The sequence below is a fragment of the Mesorhizobium ciceri biovar biserrulae genome (genome assembly GCF_001618845.1).
Taxonomy (GTDB): domain Bacteria; phylum Pseudomonadota; class Alphaproteobacteria; order Rhizobiales; family Rhizobiaceae; genus Mesorhizobium; species Mesorhizobium ciceri.
The window spans coordinates 1488017-1504725 of record NZ_CP015064.1 but is presented as its reverse complement, the minus strand read 5'-3'; the positions used below and the strand labels follow the sequence as shown (position 1 = coordinate 1504725).

At 65.2% G+C, this 16709-nt stretch carries 17 protein-coding genes; all 17 read right to left on the bottom strand.

Annotation, left to right across the window (positions count from 1 at the left end; all coding sequences use genetic code 11):
- Nucleotides 1-75 precede the first annotated feature (75 nt).
- Complete coding sequence (locus tag A4R29_RS06635; RefSeq protein ID WP_013533080.1) at nt 76-624, bottom strand: flavin reductase family protein; 549 nt, start codon at nt 622-624, stop codon at nt 76-78.
- Between the two features lie 61 nt (nt 625-685).
- Nucleotides 686-1906, bottom strand: a complete 1221-nt coding sequence (locus A4R29_RS06630) for an acyl-CoA dehydrogenase family protein (RefSeq protein ID WP_063171525.1) — start codon at nt 1904-1906, stop codon at nt 686-688.
- A 29-nt stretch (nt 1907-1935) separates the two neighbouring features.
- Nucleotides 1936-2724 carry an alpha/beta fold hydrolase gene (locus tag A4R29_RS06625; protein ID WP_063167508.1) on the bottom strand — a complete coding sequence of 263 codons (789 nt, stop codon included), beginning with the start codon at nt 2722-2724 and terminating at the stop codon, nt 1936-1938.
- Between the two features lie 12 nt (nt 2725-2736).
- Entirely contained in the window at nt 2737-3753 is a 1017-nt protein-coding gene (locus tag A4R29_RS06620) for a zinc-dependent alcohol dehydrogenase (RefSeq protein WP_013533083.1), read from the bottom strand.
- Nucleotides 3750-4796, bottom strand: a complete 1047-nt coding sequence (locus A4R29_RS06615) for a branched-chain amino acid ABC transporter permease (protein ID WP_063167506.1) — start codon at nt 4794-4796, stop codon at nt 3750-3752. Before A4R29_RS06615 ends, A4R29_RS06620 begins: the two co-directional genes overlap by 4 nt.
- Nucleotides 4793-5656, bottom strand: a complete 864-nt coding sequence (locus A4R29_RS06610) for a branched-chain amino acid ABC transporter permease (protein ID WP_063173601.1) — start codon at nt 5654-5656, stop codon at nt 4793-4795. The genes A4R29_RS06615 and A4R29_RS06610 overlap by 4 nt, the downstream gene beginning before the upstream one ends.
- Nucleotides 5643-6371: an ABC transporter ATP-binding protein gene (locus A4R29_RS06605; protein WP_063171524.1), complete on the bottom strand. Its 729-nt coding sequence runs from the start codon at nt 6369-6371 to the stop codon at nt 5643-5645. Before A4R29_RS06605 ends, A4R29_RS06610 begins: the two co-directional genes overlap by 14 nt.
- Nucleotides 6368-7096: an ABC transporter ATP-binding protein gene (locus A4R29_RS06600; RefSeq protein WP_063171523.1), complete on the bottom strand. Its 729-nt coding sequence runs from the start codon at nt 7094-7096 to the stop codon at nt 6368-6370. The genes A4R29_RS06605 and A4R29_RS06600 overlap by 4 nt, the downstream gene beginning before the upstream one ends.
- A 25-nt stretch (nt 7097-7121) precedes the next feature.
- Nucleotides 7122-8429, bottom strand: coding sequence for an ABC transporter substrate-binding protein (locus tag A4R29_RS06595; RefSeq protein ID WP_063171522.1), 1308 nt, complete (start codon nt 8427-8429; stop codon nt 7122-7124).
- 63 nt (nt 8430-8492) lie between these two features.
- Complete coding sequence (locus A4R29_RS06590) at nt 8493-9311, bottom strand: SDR family NAD(P)-dependent oxidoreductase (protein ID WP_013533089.1); 819 nt, start codon at nt 9309-9311, stop codon at nt 8493-8495.
- Entirely contained in the window at nt 9311-10201 is an 891-nt protein-coding gene (locus A4R29_RS06585; RefSeq protein ID WP_013533090.1) for an intradiol ring-cleavage dioxygenase, read from the bottom strand. The genes A4R29_RS06590 and A4R29_RS06585 overlap by 1 nt, the downstream gene beginning before the upstream one ends.
- Nucleotides 10202-10211: 10 nt before the next feature.
- A complete protein-coding gene (locus A4R29_RS06580) occupies nt 10212-11966 on the bottom strand; it encodes an FAD-dependent oxidoreductase (protein WP_063171521.1) in 1755 nt (584 codons plus the stop codon).
- Complete coding sequence (locus A4R29_RS06575; protein ID WP_063171520.1) at nt 11966-13015, bottom strand: branched-chain amino acid ABC transporter permease; 1050 nt, start codon at nt 13013-13015, stop codon at nt 11966-11968. The genes A4R29_RS06580 and A4R29_RS06575 overlap by 1 nt, the downstream gene beginning before the upstream one ends.
- Nucleotides 13016-13025: 10 nt before the next feature.
- Nucleotides 13026-13889: a branched-chain amino acid ABC transporter permease gene (locus A4R29_RS06570; protein ID WP_013533093.1), complete on the bottom strand. Its 864-nt coding sequence runs from the start codon at nt 13887-13889 to the stop codon at nt 13026-13028.
- A gap of 67 nt (nt 13890-13956) precedes the next feature.
- Nucleotides 13957-14658 carry an ABC transporter ATP-binding protein gene (locus tag A4R29_RS06565; protein WP_063171519.1) on the bottom strand — a complete coding sequence of 234 codons (702 nt, stop codon included), beginning with the start codon at nt 14656-14658 and terminating at the stop codon, nt 13957-13959.
- Nucleotides 14658-15374, bottom strand: a complete 717-nt coding sequence (locus tag A4R29_RS06560) for an ABC transporter ATP-binding protein (protein WP_063171518.1) — start codon at nt 15372-15374, stop codon at nt 14658-14660. The genes A4R29_RS06565 and A4R29_RS06560 overlap by 1 nt, the downstream gene beginning before the upstream one ends.
- Before the next feature lie 58 nt (nt 15375-15432).
- The gene (locus A4R29_RS06555) at nt 15433-16707 is read right to left on the bottom strand and encodes an ABC transporter substrate-binding protein (RefSeq protein ID WP_063171517.1); all 1275 of its coding nucleotides are present in this window, start codon (nt 16705-16707) and stop codon (nt 15433-15435) included.
- Nucleotides 16708-16709 lie beyond the last annotated feature (2 nt).

The following is a 16709-nucleotide window of genomic DNA, read 5'->3' as shown; positions in this document are numbered from 1 at the left end:
GGTGCGACTGACGCTCGAAACGCGTTTGACTGGCTTAGCGAATTCCGTGCGCAGCGGCCGGACCGCCGGCACCGTTCAAAGAAAACGCGACGACTCAAGAAGTTCAGCCACGCCGTCCAGTTCCTTGTGCAGGCGATGCCAGCGACGGTCGAGGTAGACCAGCGAATGCGCCTCAGGGGGGATCTCGTCCGGCTGCACCTCGCCGTCAAGGAGTTCGGCCGCCACCAGTGTCGCGCCCTCGATCGGCAGGACGCCGAGCCGGCGGGCGCGGAACCAGGTCGAGACGCCGGTATAGCGCGGTTCGCCCGTGGGCAGCCGAGCCCAGGCGCCTCCCGGCGGGAAGCGTTCCGCGCCGCTCGACGCGCAGAGCTGCGCCAGGTCGATATCGGTGTAGCGCAGCAGGTGGATCACCATGGTCTGCGCCCGTAGCAAGGGTTCGGACGAGGTCGATTTCATCGACAGCGAGAAGGCGACGACCGGTGGCGCAGCACTTACAGAGATCAGCGAGGACACGGTCATTGCCACCGGTCTGTCGCCGGGATCGGCCGTGATCACGGCAACACCGGCCGGGTGGTGGCGAAAGGCTTCGCGGAAGGCGTTGGTCATCGGATGCGGGAAGCTCATCGACGTCTCTCTTCTGCAGCATGAAATGGGGCCGGATGGGTCCGCCGTCCGGCCCTTGCGACTACTTCTTCTCGATCAGATCGTAGAACTGCCAGGTGCGATCGCTCCACAGCCCGCCGATGTCGCGGCCGGCCGAGGTGACGATCGATGGCGCGATCGTGAAATGGTTGGCCGCCACCATCATCTCGCGGAAGGTGCGCTGGATCACACCGGCGCGCAGCGACGCGCCGCCGCCCGCGCGATAGGCGAAGTTGCAGATATCGACGCCAACCTCATGAATCTCGGATTTGGCCAGATGGACAAGGCTGATCTGCCGCGTCGACATGCTGTTGCCGGCTTCGACCGTCGCCTCGATGTCGCGCCAGACTTCGAAGACAAAGGCGCGGGCAGCGCGATAGCGGGCTTCGGCGCGGCCATAGTCGTGCCAGAATTTCTCGCTCTCGCCGATCAACCCGGCGCGGCCTGACTTGCTGCGGGCGAACTTGGCGATCTCGTCCAGCATCCGCCGCCCGGTGCCGAGTGCCCAGCCGGTATGACCGATGGCGGCGAGGCCGACGACACCGAGACTGAAGAACTCCTTCTGGCGCAGTGGCGGCGCGGTCAGGATCGGGAAGACGAGATCGTCGGCGATGAAGACATCCTCGGCCGCATAGTCGATGCTGCCGGTTCCACCGAGGCCCAGAACGTCCCAATTGCCGAGCTGCTTGTGCTGGGAGATCGGCGCATGGGCGCACATGATGATCACATTGCCCCTATCGTCCTTGGCGGGCTTGCCGGTGCCGTCGTCGACAAAGGCGGCACTGTGGCTATAGGTGGCGTGGCTGAAGCCGCTGCCATAGCTCCACTTGCCGTTCAGCCGGTAGCCACCGTCGACCTTCTTCAGCATGCCGAGCGGCGCCCCCTGTCCCGAGAAACGGTTGTCGGAGCCCGGCGCGAACAGCCGCTCGACCGCGCTGTCCGGCAGAAAGGCAGCCGACATCGCGCCGATGCAGCAATGCACCATGGAAACCCAGCCGGCCGCCCCGGAGTGCCAGGTGATCGCCGCCAGCAGTTCGAGACCCTCGGTGGGTCGCAACTGCGCACCGCCGAGGCTCTCCGCGGCAAAGATATGCGACATGCGCAGCGGCTTCAGCAGCTCGAACGTGGCCGCAGTCAGTTCGCCATTCTCCTCATCGGCGGTGGCGTTGGCTTCCAGGGCCGGTCCGATCTCCGCGATCTTCCTGAGCAAGTCGCGATAGTCGGTGGTCGTCCCCCACGAGCTGTGCTTGATGGGTTTGTTCATCGTGTTCTCCTCCTCCTTTTCAAATGCGATCAGCCGGCGAAGAAATCGCCGATCTTCCTGAGCGTTTCGGGTTTCTCCTGCATGACGAAATGGCCGGCGTCCTCGACGAGGATCAGGCGTGCGTCGGGCAGCGCCTCGACGAAGAGCGGAGCCTGTCCCGCCGGCAGCATACGGTCCCTGGTGCCCCAGACGACCAGTGTCGGATTGGCGATGCGCGCCAGAAAGCGCCGCAGGTTCGGATGCCCCATGCCGAACGGCGCCAGCAGCCGGCCGAGCGTCTCGCCTTCGCGGGCGCGATCGGCGCCGAAGGCCTCGGCAAAGGCGGCGTCGGAACCATCCGGGAAGTAGCGCAGCGCCACCGAGACGTCTTGCGCCAGATAGGCCGGCAACTCCTGCGGCGCGACCGCGCCGAGATCAGTGGCCGGATATGCGGGGTCGTTGAGCCCTGCCGGCGCGATCAGCACCACCTTGTCGAAACGCTCGCGCGCAAGGCCAGCGAGTTCGGTCGCCATCCAGCCGCCCATGGAAAAGCCGATGAGATGAGGCTTCTCCGGCAGACGGAGAACATCGAGCAGATTCAGATAGTGTAAAACCATGTCGGACATCGTAGCGACATGCGGCGCCGGGCCAGAAAAGCCGAAGCCCGGATGGCTCGGGCAGAGCACGCGGAAACGGTCCGCGAGGCCCTCGGCAAAGTCGAAGCCTTCAAGCGTCGAGGCGCCGTGCAGGAACAGCACGGGCTTGCCTCTACCGATGGCCATCACCACCGTTTTCGTGCCATCGATATCGTATTCGAGCGTTTCGAATTGAACGGCCATTTTTCACTCTCCTCAAACAAGGTCCGGCTGGATCAGCACTTTGCATTGCGTGGTGCGGCGGCGAAGGCTCTCGAATATCTGCGGAACCGGCGAGAGGTCGATCCGGTCGGTGACCAGAGCTTGCGGTGCGAAAGGTCCGCCTCGAAGCGCATCGAGGGCGACGCCGAATTCGTTGCGCTGATGGAAGAAGACCGAAAACAGCAGGTTCACTTCCTTCGTCAGCGCAACGAACGGGTCCCACTGGTCTCCACCAATGCAGAGGCCGACCCCGACCACCGTGCCCTGCAGCCGGACCGCCTCGACCGCCGCGCCGATGAGGCCACGCTTGCCAACGCATTCGAAGACGATGTCGGGCGCTCCGCCGCAGAGATCGGTGAGGTTCTCGCTCAGCTTTTCGCCGGAAAGCGCGAAGCCGGTCGCGCCGAGAGCAAGCGCACGCTCGCGCTGATGGCCGTGGATGTCGGCCACCACGACACGCGATGCCCCCATGCGCCGCGCCCAGAAGGCGACGAGCAGTCCGATCGGCCCGGCACCCAGTATGGCGACCCGATCCCCCGGCTTCATGCCCGAACGGACGATGCAATGCAGGGCGACCGACAGTGGCTCGGCCAACGCACCATCCTCGAGTGCTACATCGTCGGACAGGATATGACATTGGCGTGCGGCCACGGTTGCGTATTGCGCATAGCCGCCGCCGATCAGCTCCATCTCGTGACAGCGCGCCGGATCGCCGCGCTCGCAGGCCTCGCAGTGTCCGCAACCGCGCATCGGCACGACAGCGACCCGGTCACCGATCCGAAGGCCCGTTGCCTCCGATCCGACCGCGACGATGTCACCGGAGAATTCATGGCCGAGCACAAAGCCTGCCTCGATGCCGAAAGGCACCGGATCCTCGGTGATGTGCAGATCGCTGCCGCAGATGCCGCAAGCGGCGACACGCAAGACGACCTCGTCCGGTGCTGGCGTCGGGTCCGGCACCGTGCCGATCCGCAGTGGGACGCCGACCTTATCGAAGATGGCGGCTTTCATGAAATCCTCCTCGTCAGCGGTTCGGGGTCGACGAGCTTGCGTCGGATCGGGAACCATGGTGCATCCCACCGCTTCGAGATCAGGCCCCAGATGCCCGTCCGGGCGTAGAGCGCCACCAGAAGCGTCATCAGGCCGAGGACGACGAAATAGGTCGCGCCGTATTCGCCGAACCAGCGGTCCGCGATGAAGAAGATCAGCGATCCGATCAGAACGCCCTCGATGGACCCGATCCCGCCGACCATGACGATGAAGATCGCGACGTTCGCCCACATCGGGTCAAAGGCCGAACCGGGGGTGATGCGCAGCTGCGCCATGAAATAGATCGCGCCCGCGAGACCGCAGCCGACCGCTGACGCGACATAGATCAGGAAGCGTAGCTTCACGACATTCACGCCCTGGCTGGCAGCTGCAACCGGATTGTCGCGTATGGCGATCAGCGCAAGGCCGAAGCGCGAGCGAAGCAGCCAATAGCTGCCGCCCAGCGTGACGAGCAGCATCCCCGCGCAGAGCAGCGACATAGCGACATTCCGCTCGAAGGCCGAATAGTCCTTCATCACGCGAAGCGACATGCCCGCGCCGGAATTGACGAGCGGCAGGTTCGAGGCGGTCAGCCGGAAGACCTCGGCCACCACCCATGTGCCGATCGAAAAATAGGGGCCATCCAGGCGATGCAGCAGCAGGTAGATCGGCACGGCCAGCGCGGCCGGCACCAGGAGCGACAGGAAGACCGCCACAAACGGATTGATGCCGTAGGTCTGCGCCAGCACGAAAAGCGCATAGCCGGCGGCGCCCATGAAGGCGTGCTGGCCCACGGAGACGAGGCCGGCATAGCCGGCGAGCAGGTTCCACATCTGCGCGACGGCGATATAGCAGCACAGCACCAGAACCGACCGGATCGTGCCGGTCGAAGCCCACCACGGCATGACAGCGACAGCGATCATGGCCAGCACCGCCAGCGTCATCGCAATGCGACCGGACCGGGTCTGGCGCTGGACCACGACTTCGGGCACCTCGGTTGTTGCCACATAGGGAATCGCACTCATGACAATGCCTTTCCGAACAGGCCCTGTGGGCGGGTCGCCAGCACGACCAGGAAGACGATATGTCCGGCAAGCACGCCGAAGCCCGGATCGATGCGGAAGCCGATGGCCTGCGAGATGCCGAGCACCATCGAGCCGACGAAGGCGCCCCATACCGTCCCCATGCCGCCGATGATCACCGCTTCGAACGCGTAGATCAGCTGGGCAGGCCCATCGGCCGGAGCAACAGTCGACCGCAGCGCCTGGAAGACGGCTGCAAAACCGAGAATGCCGACCGCCGCCGCTGTCGCTATCGCATAGACGGCGCGCGGGTTGATGCCGGTCATCGCCGCCGCCTCGACATCGGCCGACGCGGCGCGGAGCGCGCGACCAAAGCGCGTGCGCTTCAGCGTCAGGTCGAGGCCTCCTGTCAGGCCCGTGGCAACGGCCAGCACGATCAGCGGCAGGAGACCGACATAGATGCCGCCGATCTCGATGGACTGGCTCTCGATCCCATGGCCGGGCAGCGATCGGCTGTTCGCGGACCATATCTGGAGCATCAGGTTCTGCAGCGCGATCGACAGTCCGAAGGTCGCGATCAGCGAGGGCAGCGGATCGCTGCCCACCACGCGGTTCAGCACGGCCTTCTGCAGCACCCAGCCCATCAGCACCGCGAGCGGCACCAGCACGATCAGCACCGGCAGCGGTCCCAGACCCCAAGCCGTGGCGATCGAGATGCCGATCAGCGACAAAAGGATCACCAGATCGCCATGGCTGATGTTGACGATCCGCATGACGCCGAACATCAGCGCCATGCCGAGTGCATACTGGGCATACATGCCGCCCAGCAGGACCCCCTGCACCAAGGCGTCAAACCACTCCATGGCCCGCTCCAAAATAGGCTTTGCCGATCTGCTCGCGCGTGATTTCGGCGGACCTGCCGGTCAGGGTCACGCGGCCCTCCAGCATGCAGTAGAGGCGGTCCGTGGCGGTCCGGGCGAGGCCGACATCCTGCTCGACCACGATCATCGCCGTTCCGGTGGCGCGGATTTCGGGCAAGGCGGCATAGATTTCGCGGATCACCTTGGGCGCGAGACCAAGGCTGATCTCATCGCAGAGCAGCACGCGCGGCTGGCAGAGCAGCGCGCGGCCGATCGCCACCATCTGCTGCTGCCCGCCCGAGAGGCTTTGCACCTGGGTGCGAGCCGTCTCCTTGAGGATCGGGAACAGCTGGTGCAGACGCGGCAGCGTCCATCCGCCCTTGGCGCCCATGCGCGCGGCCTGGTCGATGGCGACGCGCAGATTGTCCTCGACCGACATGCCGGTGAAGAGGCGGCGGCCCTCCGGCACGATGGCGACGCCCTTCTGCACCATGCGGTCGGTGGCGGTGCCGCCGACCGGCTCACCGTGCAGCAGCACCATCTCGCGCCCGACCGGAAGCAGGCCCATGATCGAACGCAGGAGGGTGGATTTTCCGGCCCCGTTGGCGCCGATCAAGGCCACGGCCTCACCCTGGTGCAGCTCGATGTCGACGCCGTAGAGCGCCTGGAAGTCGCCATAGCGGGCCAACAGCCCGTGGGTGGAAAGAACGGCCGTCATCCCTCGATCCCCATGTAGACGCGCTGGACCTCGGGCAGCGCGATCACGTCGGCGGGCACGCCTTCGGCGATCTTCTCGCCGAAATTCAGCACCAACAGCCGGTCGGCCACCGCCAGCAGCGCGTTCAGCACATGCTCGATCCACACGATGGTGATGCCGCGGTCGCGGATGCGGCGCACCAGCGCCACCAGCGCCTTCGATTCATCGTCGGTCAGCCCGCCCGCGATCTCGTCCAGCAGCAGCAGCTTCGGATCCGACGCCAGCGCGCGCGCCAGCTCCAGCCGCTTGCGGTCGAGCAGAGTGAGAGCGCCGGCCGAGACATTGGCCTTGTCGGAGAGTTCGCACTCGCGCAGGACCTGGGCGCAGAAAGCATAGCTCTGCTTCTCGGACCGGCCGCCGCCGAAAGCGGCGGCGACCAGCAGGTTTTCGAAGGTGGTCATGCCGGAATAGGGACGCGGGATCTGATAGGTCCGCCCGATCCCCATCTGGCAGCGGCGGAAGGGCGGCTCGCCGCGGAGTGCCGTGTCGCCGAGCTGTATCTCGCCGCCGGACGTCTTCAAGTCGCCGCTGATCACGTTGAACAGCGTCGTTTTGCCCGCCCCATTCGGGCCGAGGATGCCCAGCACCTCGCCCCGATGCACGTCGAAAGTCACGTCATGCAGGACGCGGACAGCGCCGAAGGACTTCGACACCCCGTGCGCTTTCAGCAGGATTTCCCTACCCATGACTCTGCCCGCGTCCCCGCTCATGTCACCAGGCGATCGGCTGAATAGCCTGCTGCGGCGCGAAGAGCTGATTGACCGTGTTGTCGACGATCTTCAGGTCATAAGGCCATTTCTCGCCCTTCACCCACTGGCCGCCGAAGATCGGCGTCTTGCAGATGTTCTTGTGGGGCGAGCCGTCGAACTTGATATGACCGACCAGCGTCTGCAGATCGGTAGCGACCAGGGCGTCTCGGTTGGCTGTACGATCGAGCGGATTGGAAGAGCGCTTCAGGATGTCGAGCGCGACCTCGAGCAAGGCATGCGAATAGCCCAGCGGCTGCGTCCACTGCCGCTTCGAATCGACTTCCCATTGGCTGGCGATGTCGCTGCTGACCTGCCCGGTCAGCGACGACTTGAACGGGAAGGCCGGTGTCCACCAGACCTCCGAGGACATGCCGTTGCCTAGAGGACCCATGGCCTCGACACCCCCCGGGAACAGGAGTGCCGCCGCCACCGTGACCGCCTTCGGCTTGAAGCCCTGCTGGTTGCACTGGGTGACGAAGGTCTTCAGATCGTCCGGATAGGTAATGCCGCCGATGATCTCGCAGCCCTGCTTCTTGAACTCGGCGATCTGTGCGGAAAAATCATTGGTGCGGGGCTGGAAATAGCCGGGCACCACGACCTCGTAGCCGGCCTTGCGGGTCGGCGCTGGCAAGCCATATTCGTCGTTGCCCCAGGTCTCGCCGTCGATGTTCTGCGGAAACAGCATGCCGACCTTCTTGTTGGTCTCCAGATGGCTCCAGAGTCCGACGAAGGTGTTCAGCGCCTCGTCGAGGCCCCAGAAGAAATGATAGGTCCAGTCGAAGGTCTGCTTGCCGCCGCCGCGCGGCATGATCACCGCTTGCCAGGGAGCGCCGGAGGAAATGCAGGGGGTCTCATAAAGCTCGGCCTGCTCGGCCGCGGGCAGGATCGTGTCGGTGGTCGAGGCCGGTACGAGCAGATGCACCTCGTCGTTCAGGATGAGGTTGCCGGCGATTTCCGATGCCTTGTTCGGATTGGACTGGCTGTCGCGATCGAGGATCTCGATCTCGTAAGTATTGCCGTCGGCACATTGCAGCTGGCCGCCGAGCAGGGCGCGGATTTTCTGCAAGGTGTAGCCATCCGTTTCACCAAACAGGGCGAGCGGCCCGGTCGTGGGGCTGAGATAGCCGAGCTTGATCTTCCCCGCCGTCGCGGCGCGCAGATAGGTCGGCATGCCCAGCGTGCTGGCGGCAACGCCGGCTCCAATCCCCTTCAGGACGCTTCGGCGGCTGGGCCGCAAGCCCGATTTCACCAGTTTGTTGTAGTAGGTCATTGTCGGTTCCTCCCTGGGTTAAGTTTCTCCGGCCCACGGGACCGGTCTCAGTTCAAAGCTTGTTCAGGTCATCCTCAGCAGCGAGCCGCCATCGATGACGATCAGCGAGCCCGTCACGTAGGACGCGGCCGGCGACGCCAGATAGAGCGCCAGGCCCTTGATCTCTTCAGGGTCACCGATCCGGCCGATGAGCGACTGGGCCTCGAAGGCCTTGCGGTCCGCCGGATTGCGCAGCCGGCCGCCGGCGATGTTGGTGATGAACGGCCCGGGCAGGATTGCGTTGATGCGGATGTTGTAGGCGCCGAGCTCCATCGCCATGTGGCGAACGAGATGGTTCACCGCGGCCTTGGCGGGCATGTAGGGTGTACCCACGATGCTCTCGTTGATCAGCGAGGCGATGGACGAGGTGACGATGATCTGGCCGCCGCCATTCGGCTTCATGTGCCGCACGGCATGCTTGATCGTGGTGTAGACCGAGGTCAGGTTTATCTCGATCACCTTGTCCCAGTGCTCGTCGGGCAGGTTCTCGATGGCGCCCTCGGGGTTCCTTTCGCCCGTCGGGGTGTTGAAGCCCGGCCCGGCGTCGATCCCGGCATTGGCGAACACGACGTCGATCGAGCCGGCCTTCTCGGCCACCTTGTCGAAGGCGGCCGCCATGGCCGCACGGTCGCCGACATCGACGACCTGGCCCCAGACATCGCCACCCGCCGCCCTGATCGCCGCCACGGTCTTCTCCAGCCCGGCAGGGTTCAGGTCGAAGATGCAGACCTTCGCCCCGTGCTCGGCCATGATCTCGGAATAGGCCTGCCCGATGCCGCTGGCGCCGCCGGTGACGATCACCGACTTGCCTCTGACATCGAACATCTTCTCAAGTGCGGCCATCAGTTTCCTCCCTTGCGCGACAGCACGAAATCGAACTCTACGTCATAGAACGGCGCCGCGACCTCGACCCTGGCCGCGGCTTCGGCGTCCTCGACCTTGCGGAATTCGGCGAGCAGGCTTTTCTTCACGCCGAAGACGGCATCTGAATCGATGTACGGATCGTCCGGATCGAAGATGTGCGTGGTCAGCGCGTCGAAGCCCTCGGCCTCGACAATGTAGTGGAGATGCGCCGGACGATTGGGGTGGCGGCCTAGCGCGCCCAGCAGCTTGCCGACCGGACCGTCGTCCGGGATCGGGTAGTATTTGGGCTTCACGCCGCGGAACCAGTAACGTCCGTCCGCACCGGTGCGGAACACCCCGCGCAGATTGAAGTCGGGCTGGATGCCCTTCTGCTGCACGTCGTAGAAACCCTCGTCATTGGCCTGCCAGACGTCGATCTTGGCGCCTGCGATCGGGTTACCCTCGGTATTGAGGATGCGGCCATGCACGAACATCGGCTCGCCCTTCTGGTCGAGGCAGATGTTCGATCCCATTGGCAATTCGGGCGCGTCGGCGACGTGGAAAGGCCCGAGCACCGTGGATTCCGAGGCACCCGACGGCTTGCGGTTGTTGATCGCATCGACCAGCATCGAGACGCCGAGAACATCCGACAGCAGGATGTACTCCTGCCGCCACTCGTTGCAGATCTGGCCCGTCTGCGTCAGGAACATGATCGCGCCGAACCATTCCTCCTGCGTCGGCTCGATCTCCTTCACCGCCTCGTGCAGCTTGCGGGTGATGACCTCCATCACCTCTTTGAGCCGCTCGTCTTTGGCGTTCCTGTTGCGCGCCACGACGACCTCGGCCGAGTTCGCCTCGGTGAAATAGCCGGATTCGTGTTCGTCGATCATGGGATACTCCTCAGCGCGCCAGAACGGATTTGAAGACCCGGCGCAGTTCGGCCGCCGGATCGGCCGCGAGCGTTTCGGAACGCCAGGCGACGTGGTGGTCGGGACGGACGACCAGGCAGCCGGTGTCGCGGATCTCCCGCGCGCCGGCCCAGTCGCCGGTATGATCCTCGATCGTGCGGCGCGGGCCGATCACATGGCTGCGGATCGGCAGACCGAGCTCCGCGCCCACCGTCTCCGCCGCGGCGACCCACGCCTCGCCGCCAATACCGGTCAAAAGCGTGAACTCGCCATGCCCGCAAAGATCGAGCGTCGAGACCTTCCTGCCCGAGCGCTCGAACACCCAGACATGCGGCAAGCGCGCGCCCGGCCACGTCGTTGGCGCATAGTGCAGCTCGCGATCCTTCTCGAATGCCGGCTCGCGCTGGCCGTCGGTCACCACCGCGCCGGACGCATAGCGCTGGTTCATCTCGACGCCATGGGCGTCGAACTCGTACTTCTTGAAGGCGATAGCCTTGCGGAGCGCCTCGCGCTGCGCTTCGGCGGCGGGCGTCGCGTCGGCGCGGGCCTCCATGTTCCTCTGGATCTTGTCGTGATCGACGCCGCCATCCATGCCGAGCGCCTCGAAGATCGGTCCGAATTCGGCGATGGACTGGTTCGCCCGCGTCACGATCTGGCGCGCGATCGGCGCGCGCTCGGCAGAGTAGCTATCCAGAAGCCCGATGCCCGCCTGCCCCTTGACGACCTTGGCAAGCTTCCAGGCGAGATTGAACCCATCCTGGATCGATGTGTTCGAGCCGAGCCCGTTCGAGGGCGGATGCCGGTGCGCGGCGTCGCCCATGATGAACACCCGCCCCTTCTGCATGTGCGTGGCGAAGCAGTTGTTCACCGTCCAGGTGTTGGCGCCCAGGAGCTCGATCTCGAGCGCGGAATCTCCGACCAATTGACGCGCGACCTCGGTGGCCAGTTCCGGCGTTACCTCCGGCGGCGGCTGGTTGATGTCGTAGCCCCAGACGATCAGCCACTCATCCCACGGCCGCACCATGCGAACCAGACCCATGCCGATGCCGCCGACGTCGGCGCCGGGCTGCATGACCCAGTAGAGGACGCTCGGCCGGTGCGCGACGTATTTCGACAGATCGGCCCTGAACAAGATGTTCATCGAGCCGCCGACGCCCATCTTACCGTCGAGCGGCAGGCCCAGATGCTCGGCCACCAGCGAGTTGCCGCCGTCGGCGCCGACGAGGAACTTCGACCGCACGGTGAAATCCTTACCCGACAGCCGATCGCGGCAGGTCGTGGTCACGCCGTCCTCATCCTGGACATGGCCGACATATTCCGTGCTCATGCGTGCCTGCGTCCCGCGGGCGCAGGCCGACTTGAACAGGATCGGCTCCATGAAGGTCTGGGGCAGATCGTTCATGAAACAGGGAGACGACAGCAGATGTTCGGCCTTGGAGAGCGGCGCTGTACCCCAGCTCTTCATGCGGCCGATCTCCTCGCCGGCCAGGCTTTCGCAGAACACGTTCTCGCCCATCAGTTCCTGCGGCGAGGCGTGCATCATGGCCTCTGCCTCGACATCCGGACCGAGGTCGCGCAGCACTTCCATGGTGCGCTGGTTGGTGATGTGGGCACGCGGCGTGTTCGACAACCAGCGATAGCGATTGACGATCATGTTGGCCACGCCGTAGCTCGACAGCAGCGCGGCGGTGGCCGAGCCGGCCGGGCCAGTGCCGACGATCAGCACGTCGGTTTCGATATCCGCCATCAAATTCCTCCCTCGATCTTCGGACCGGTCAGCCTGCGGCGGACCGGAAACAGGTGCAGGCCCTTGCGGGACGCGATCAGGCCCCACAGCCCCTTTGGCGCAAAAAGCATCACGACAACGGCGATGAGGCCGAGCGTCATCAAGTACCAACTGCCGTAGTCGGCCAGCGCCGAGCGCAGCGCAAAGAAGACCAGCACACCGAGGATCGGCCCCTCGATGGTGCCGATGCCGCCGATGACGACAATGAAGATGACGTTGGCGGTCCAGTCGGTGACGGCAAAGGCCGCGCTCGGCGAGATGCGGGCCGTCTGCAGGAAAATCAGCGCGCCGGTCAGCCCGGTGGCGGCCGCGGCGATCAGAAAGACCGCCCATCTGAGCCGGGCGGTATCGACGCCCACCGATTGCGCCGCGTCGACATTGTCGCGCACGGCCGCCAGCGCCAGCCCGAGGCGGCTGCGCAGCAGCCAGTAGATCCCGCCCGTCACGGCCACGACCAGCACCAAAGCCAGCCAGTAGGCCATGATATCGCGTGCCGCGGCCTCGCGGACGCCGAACAGCGCCCGGACCGCATCGGTGCCCAGGATGCTGCTCGTCGCCTCGCGCGGCAGCGACGTGCCGGTGCCGCCGCCAAGTGCCTTCCACTGCGCAACCAGCAGGCGCGTCACTTCGGCGATCACCCAGGTGCCGATGGCGAAATACGCGCCCTGCAAGCGGAACGCGAAAAAGGCCGTCGGAACTGCCAGCACCAGCGCCGCAAGGGCGCCCAGCGGGATCGCTGGGACCGGATTCCAGCCGAGCAGGATCACGCCGGCGAACATCGCGTAGGCGCCGATGCCGACGAAAGCCTGCTGGCCCACCGAGACCAGGCCGCCATAGCCCGCCAGCAGGTTCCAGATCTGCGCCAGCGTCAGCATGGTGAGGATAAAGAACAGATCCTGTATGACACCACGCGAGGCCACGGCAGGCAGCGCGAGCGCGGCGACGAGGAAGAGCGGCACGATGATCGCGGTCACGGTTCCGGCGCGGGTGCGGGTTGTCAGTCGATACATGCCGCCCCCCTCAATCCACTGCGCGCGGAAAAAGTCCGCGCGGCCTGAGCAGCATCACGGCCAGGAAGGCGATGTGGCCGGCCAGGATCTGCCATTCCGGATTGAGCGCGGCGCCGAACGTTTGCGCCACCCCGATGATGATCCCGCCGGCAAGCGTCCCCCACAGGCTGCCGAGGCCGCCTATGATCACCGCCTCGAAGGCATAGATCAGCCGCGCCGGTCCGATCGAAGGATCGAAGTTCGCGCGCATGCCGAGATAGAGCGCCGCCAGCGTCACCACGACCATGGCGATCCCGGTGGCGATCGCGAAAATCCGCTTCGGCTCTATCCCCATCAGCCCCGCCGTCACGGCGTCGTCCGAGGTGGCGCGGAAGGCACGGCCGAGGGCGGTGTGGTAAAAGAGCGCGTTGAGCGCAATGATCGTCACGATCGCCGAGGCAAAGGTCATCAACGGCATGATCCCAACCGTGACCAGCCCTAGATCGAGCGATGCCCCTTCCAACGCGCCCACCGGAATGCGGCGGCTGTCGGCGGAGAAGGCCTCGAGCAGGCCGTTCTGCAAGGCGACCGACAGGCCGAACGTGACCAGAAGCGGCGGCAGGATGTCCTTGCCTAGCACGCGGTTCAGGACGGCGGCCTGCAGCAGCCAGCCGAGCCCGAACATCACCGGCATGGCAATCAGGGCAGCGATCCAGGGCGACAAGCCGAGCAGCGTAACGCCCATCAACACCAGATAGGCGGCAAGAATGATGAGGTCGCCATGGGCTAGGTTCACCAGCCGCATGATGCCGAAGACGAGGCTCAACCCTGCTGCAAACAGGGCATAGAGCCCGCCCAGCAGAATCCCTTGCACGAGGGTGTCCAGCCAGATCATCGCCGCGCCACCTCGATCAGGCCACAAGGGTGCTGTGCGAGCAGACGACCGAGCCTTGGTTCCCGCGTCATGCCGCCACTCCGAAATAGGCAGAGTGGATATCTTCGCGCGTGACCTCGGCCGCCCTGGCGGCCAGCGTGACGCGACCCTCCATCATGCAGTAGACGCGGTCGGCCACTGCCAGCGCCTTGCCGATATCTTGCTCCACCAGCACGATCGCGGCGCCGCCTTGGCGGATCCTGGGAAGTGCTGCGTAGATATCGCGGATGACGACGGGCGCGAGGCCAAGGCTGATCTCGTCGCAAAGCAGCAATTCGGGGTTCGACATCAGCGCCCGGCCGATCGCCACCATCTGCTGCTGGCCACCCGAGAGCGCGGTACCGGGGCTCTTGCGCCGCTCGCCCAAGATCGGGAAAAGGTCATAGACCGCGTCGAGGCTCCACGGCCCCTGCACCTTACGCGCCTGCCCGCCGACCAGCAGGTTTTCCTCGACGGTCAGCGAAGGGAACAGCCGGCGCCCCTCCGGCACCATGGCGATGCCGCGCTTCATGATCTCGGCCGAAGACAGCGCGCCGATCGGCTCGCCCCTGTGCAGCACCATGCCGGGCGCGTTGCCGATCACGCCGGTGATCGAGCGCATCAGCGTGGATTTGCCGGCGCCGTTGGCGCCGATGATCGCCACGCATTCGCCCGCGGCCACGGTGATATCCACACCGAACAGCGCCCGGAACTGGCCGTAATTCGCGGTGAGGCCGCGCGTTTCCAACATCAGACCTCGAGCCCCAGATAGATTTCGCGAACCGCCTTCGAGGCCATGATCTCATCAGGCGCGCCGATCCCGATCACGCGCCCGAAATCCAGCACAAGGAGCCGCTCGACCACCGAATTCAGGGCATGCAGCACATGCTCGATCCAGATGATGGTGGTCCCCCCCGCGTGGATGGCTCTGATCGTCGCGACCAGGGCCTTGCATTCGCCCTCCGTCAGACCGCCCGCGATCTCGTCCAGAAGCAGAAGTTCGGGGCCTGTCGCCAGGGCGCGGGCGAGTTCCAGGCGCTTGCGGTCGAGAAGGCTCAACGAGCCGGCCACGAAATTGGCTTTCCTGAGAAGCTCCGTCGCCTCGAGGATACCAGCGCAATCCTCGACCATCTCGGCCTCGCGTCCGCCGCGGCCGAAGGCGGCGGCGGTCAAGAGATTCTCGAACACGGTCAGCCCCTCGAAAGGCTGCGGAATCTGGAAGCTGCGGCCGACGCCCATGCGCACCCGCTCCATGGCCGGAGCGCGGGTCACGTCGCGGCCGAGGAATTCGATGCGGCCCTCATTTGCAAACAAGTTTCCGGTGATCAGGTTGAAGAGCGTCGATTTTCCCGCGCCGTTCGGGCCTATAATGCCCAGCGCTTCGCCGCGCGGCACGCTGACGGTCACGGAATCCGCAACCTTCAGGGCGCCGAAGGACTTCGAAACGTTTTCCAGCCTGAGTATCATCACAGTCATCCTTGGGTCGCGCCGAACGAGGGCGGCGGTATCAGCGCCCCCGGCAGCGTCAGGCCAGGGCTTCCATCTTGCCAGCGGTGGGAATCTCGGTAGCGCCGGCGTTCTCGACGATCACCAGATCGAAGCCGCCACCGGCCTTCTTCCGCCACTGGCCGCCAACGAGCGGCGTCTTGCAGACGTTCTTCGCGGCGAAAGGCGGCAGTCCCGCACCGCTCCATGCCACTTTCCCCACCACCGTCGTCATGTCGGTGGCGGCTATGGCCGCCGCGATCGCCTCGGCATTGGTCGGATCCGAAACGCGCCCCATGACATTGGCCGCCACCTCGAACAGCGAATGGACAAAACCGATTGGCTGCGTCCAGGGGCGCCCGGTCTTGGCGGTGAAATCCGCCGCGATTTCCGCCGAGCTCTCGCCCGTCACGGACGATTTGAACGGATGCGAGGCCGACCACCAGACCTCGGATGAGAGGTTGTGGCCAGCATCGCCCAGCGTCTCGACCGATTGCGGAAAGAGGATCGCTTTGGCCACCGTTATCGCCTTGGGCTTGAAGCCCTGCTGGCGGGCCTGGTTCCAGAAGGTGGTGAAGTCCGGCGGAATGACCACACCGGTGACGATCTCGGCATTGGCTGCCTTGAAGGCGTTGACCTGCGCAGTGAAATCGTCCGACAGGTTCTGATAGCGGCCGGGATCGGCAAGGCTGAAACCGGCGGCATCGAGGCCCGGCTTCAAGCCGTTCTTCGGATCACCCCAGGCATTGCCGTCGGCATCGTTCGGGAACAGCCCGCCCACCTTGCCGTTGGTGGAAAGCTGCTTCCACATACCGGTGTAGACGGCGATGATGTCTTCGAGACCCCAGAAATAATGATAGGCAAAGTTGAAAGGCTTCCACGAGGACGGATCGGCCGGATTGCCCTGCTGGCCGATGAACCAGGGCTGCCACGGCGCCATCGTCGAGATCACCGGCACGCCCTCCGCCTCGCAGGTGGTGGCCACCGGATTGGTGTTCTCGGGCGTCGAGCCGACGAGCATCAGGTTGATCTCGTCATCGACGATCAGGCTCTTGGCTACCTCGGCCGCGCGGTTGGGGTTCGACTGGCTGTCCTTGACGATGACCTCGAAGTTCTTGCCCGCCTCGGAAGCGAGGAAGGCCTTGATGTTGTAGGCGTCGCTTTCCGCGAAGCCGGCGAGCGGCCCCGTCTGCGGCGAAACATAGCCCAGGCGGATCTTGGCGCCTTGCGCGATGGCCGGCGTCGCCAGGCGCGAACCGGCGAGCGCCAGGCCTGTCGCCGCCGAGGCTTTCAGTAGGCTGCGTCTTGTGATCATGT

Bases quoted from the DNA above. Each gene is read 5' to 3' on its own strand.
- A4R29_RS06635 (WP_013533080.1), bottom strand. From the start codon at position 624: ATGAGCTTCCCGCATCCGATGACCAACGCCTTCCGCGAAGCCTTTCGC.
- A4R29_RS06630 (WP_063171525.1), bottom strand. From the start codon at position 1,906: ATGAACAAACCCATCAAGCACAGCTCGTGGGGGACGACCACCGACTAT.
- A4R29_RS06625 (WP_063167508.1), bottom strand. From the start codon at position 2,724: ATGGCCGTTCAATTCGAAACGCTCGAATACGATATCGATGGCACGAAA.
- A4R29_RS06620 (WP_013533083.1), bottom strand. From the start codon at position 3,753: ATGAAAGCCGCCATCTTCGATAAGGTCGGCGTCCCACTGCGGATCGGC.
- A4R29_RS06615 (WP_063167506.1), bottom strand. From the start codon at position 4,796: ATGAGTGCGATTCCCTATGTGGCAACAACCGAGGTGCCCGAAGTCGTG.
- A4R29_RS06610 (WP_063173601.1), bottom strand. From the start codon at position 5,656: ATGGAGTGGTTTGACGCCTTGGTGCAGGGGGTCCTGCTGGGCGGCATG.
- A4R29_RS06605 (WP_063171524.1), bottom strand. From the start codon at position 6,371: ATGACGGCCGTTCTTTCCACCCACGGGCTGTTGGCCCGCTATGGCGAC.
- A4R29_RS06600 (WP_063171523.1), bottom strand. From the start codon at position 7,096: ATGGGTAGGGAAATCCTGCTGAAAGCGCACGGGGTGTCGAAGTCCTTC.
- A4R29_RS06595 (WP_063171522.1), bottom strand. From the start codon at position 8,429: ATGACCTACTACAACAAACTGGTGAAATCGGGCTTGCGGCCCAGCCGC.
- A4R29_RS06590 (WP_013533089.1), bottom strand. From the start codon at position 9,311: ATGGCCGCACTTGAGAAGATGTTCGATGTCAGAGGCAAGTCGGTGATC.
- A4R29_RS06585 (WP_013533090.1), bottom strand. From the start codon at position 10,201: ATGATCGACGAACACGAATCCGGCTATTTCACCGAGGCGAACTCGGCC.
- A4R29_RS06580 (WP_063171521.1), bottom strand. From the start codon at position 11,966: ATGGCGGATATCGAAACCGACGTGCTGATCGTCGGCACTGGCCCGGCC.
- A4R29_RS06575 (WP_063171520.1), bottom strand. From the start codon at position 13,015: ATGTATCGACTGACAACCCGCACCCGCGCCGGAACCGTGACCGCGATC.
- A4R29_RS06570 (WP_013533093.1), bottom strand. From the start codon at position 13,889: ATGATCTGGCTGGACACCCTCGTGCAAGGGATTCTGCTGGGCGGGCTC.
- A4R29_RS06565 (WP_063171519.1), bottom strand. From the start codon at position 14,658: ATGTTGGAAACGCGCGGCCTCACCGCGAATTACGGCCAGTTCCGGGCG.
- A4R29_RS06560 (WP_063171518.1), bottom strand. From the start codon at position 15,374: ATGATACTCAGGCTGGAAAACGTTTCGAAGTCCTTCGGCGCCCTGAAG.
- A4R29_RS06555 (WP_063171517.1), bottom strand. From the start codon at position 16,707: ATGATCACAAGACGCAGCCTACTGAAAGCCTCGGCGGCGACAGGCCTG.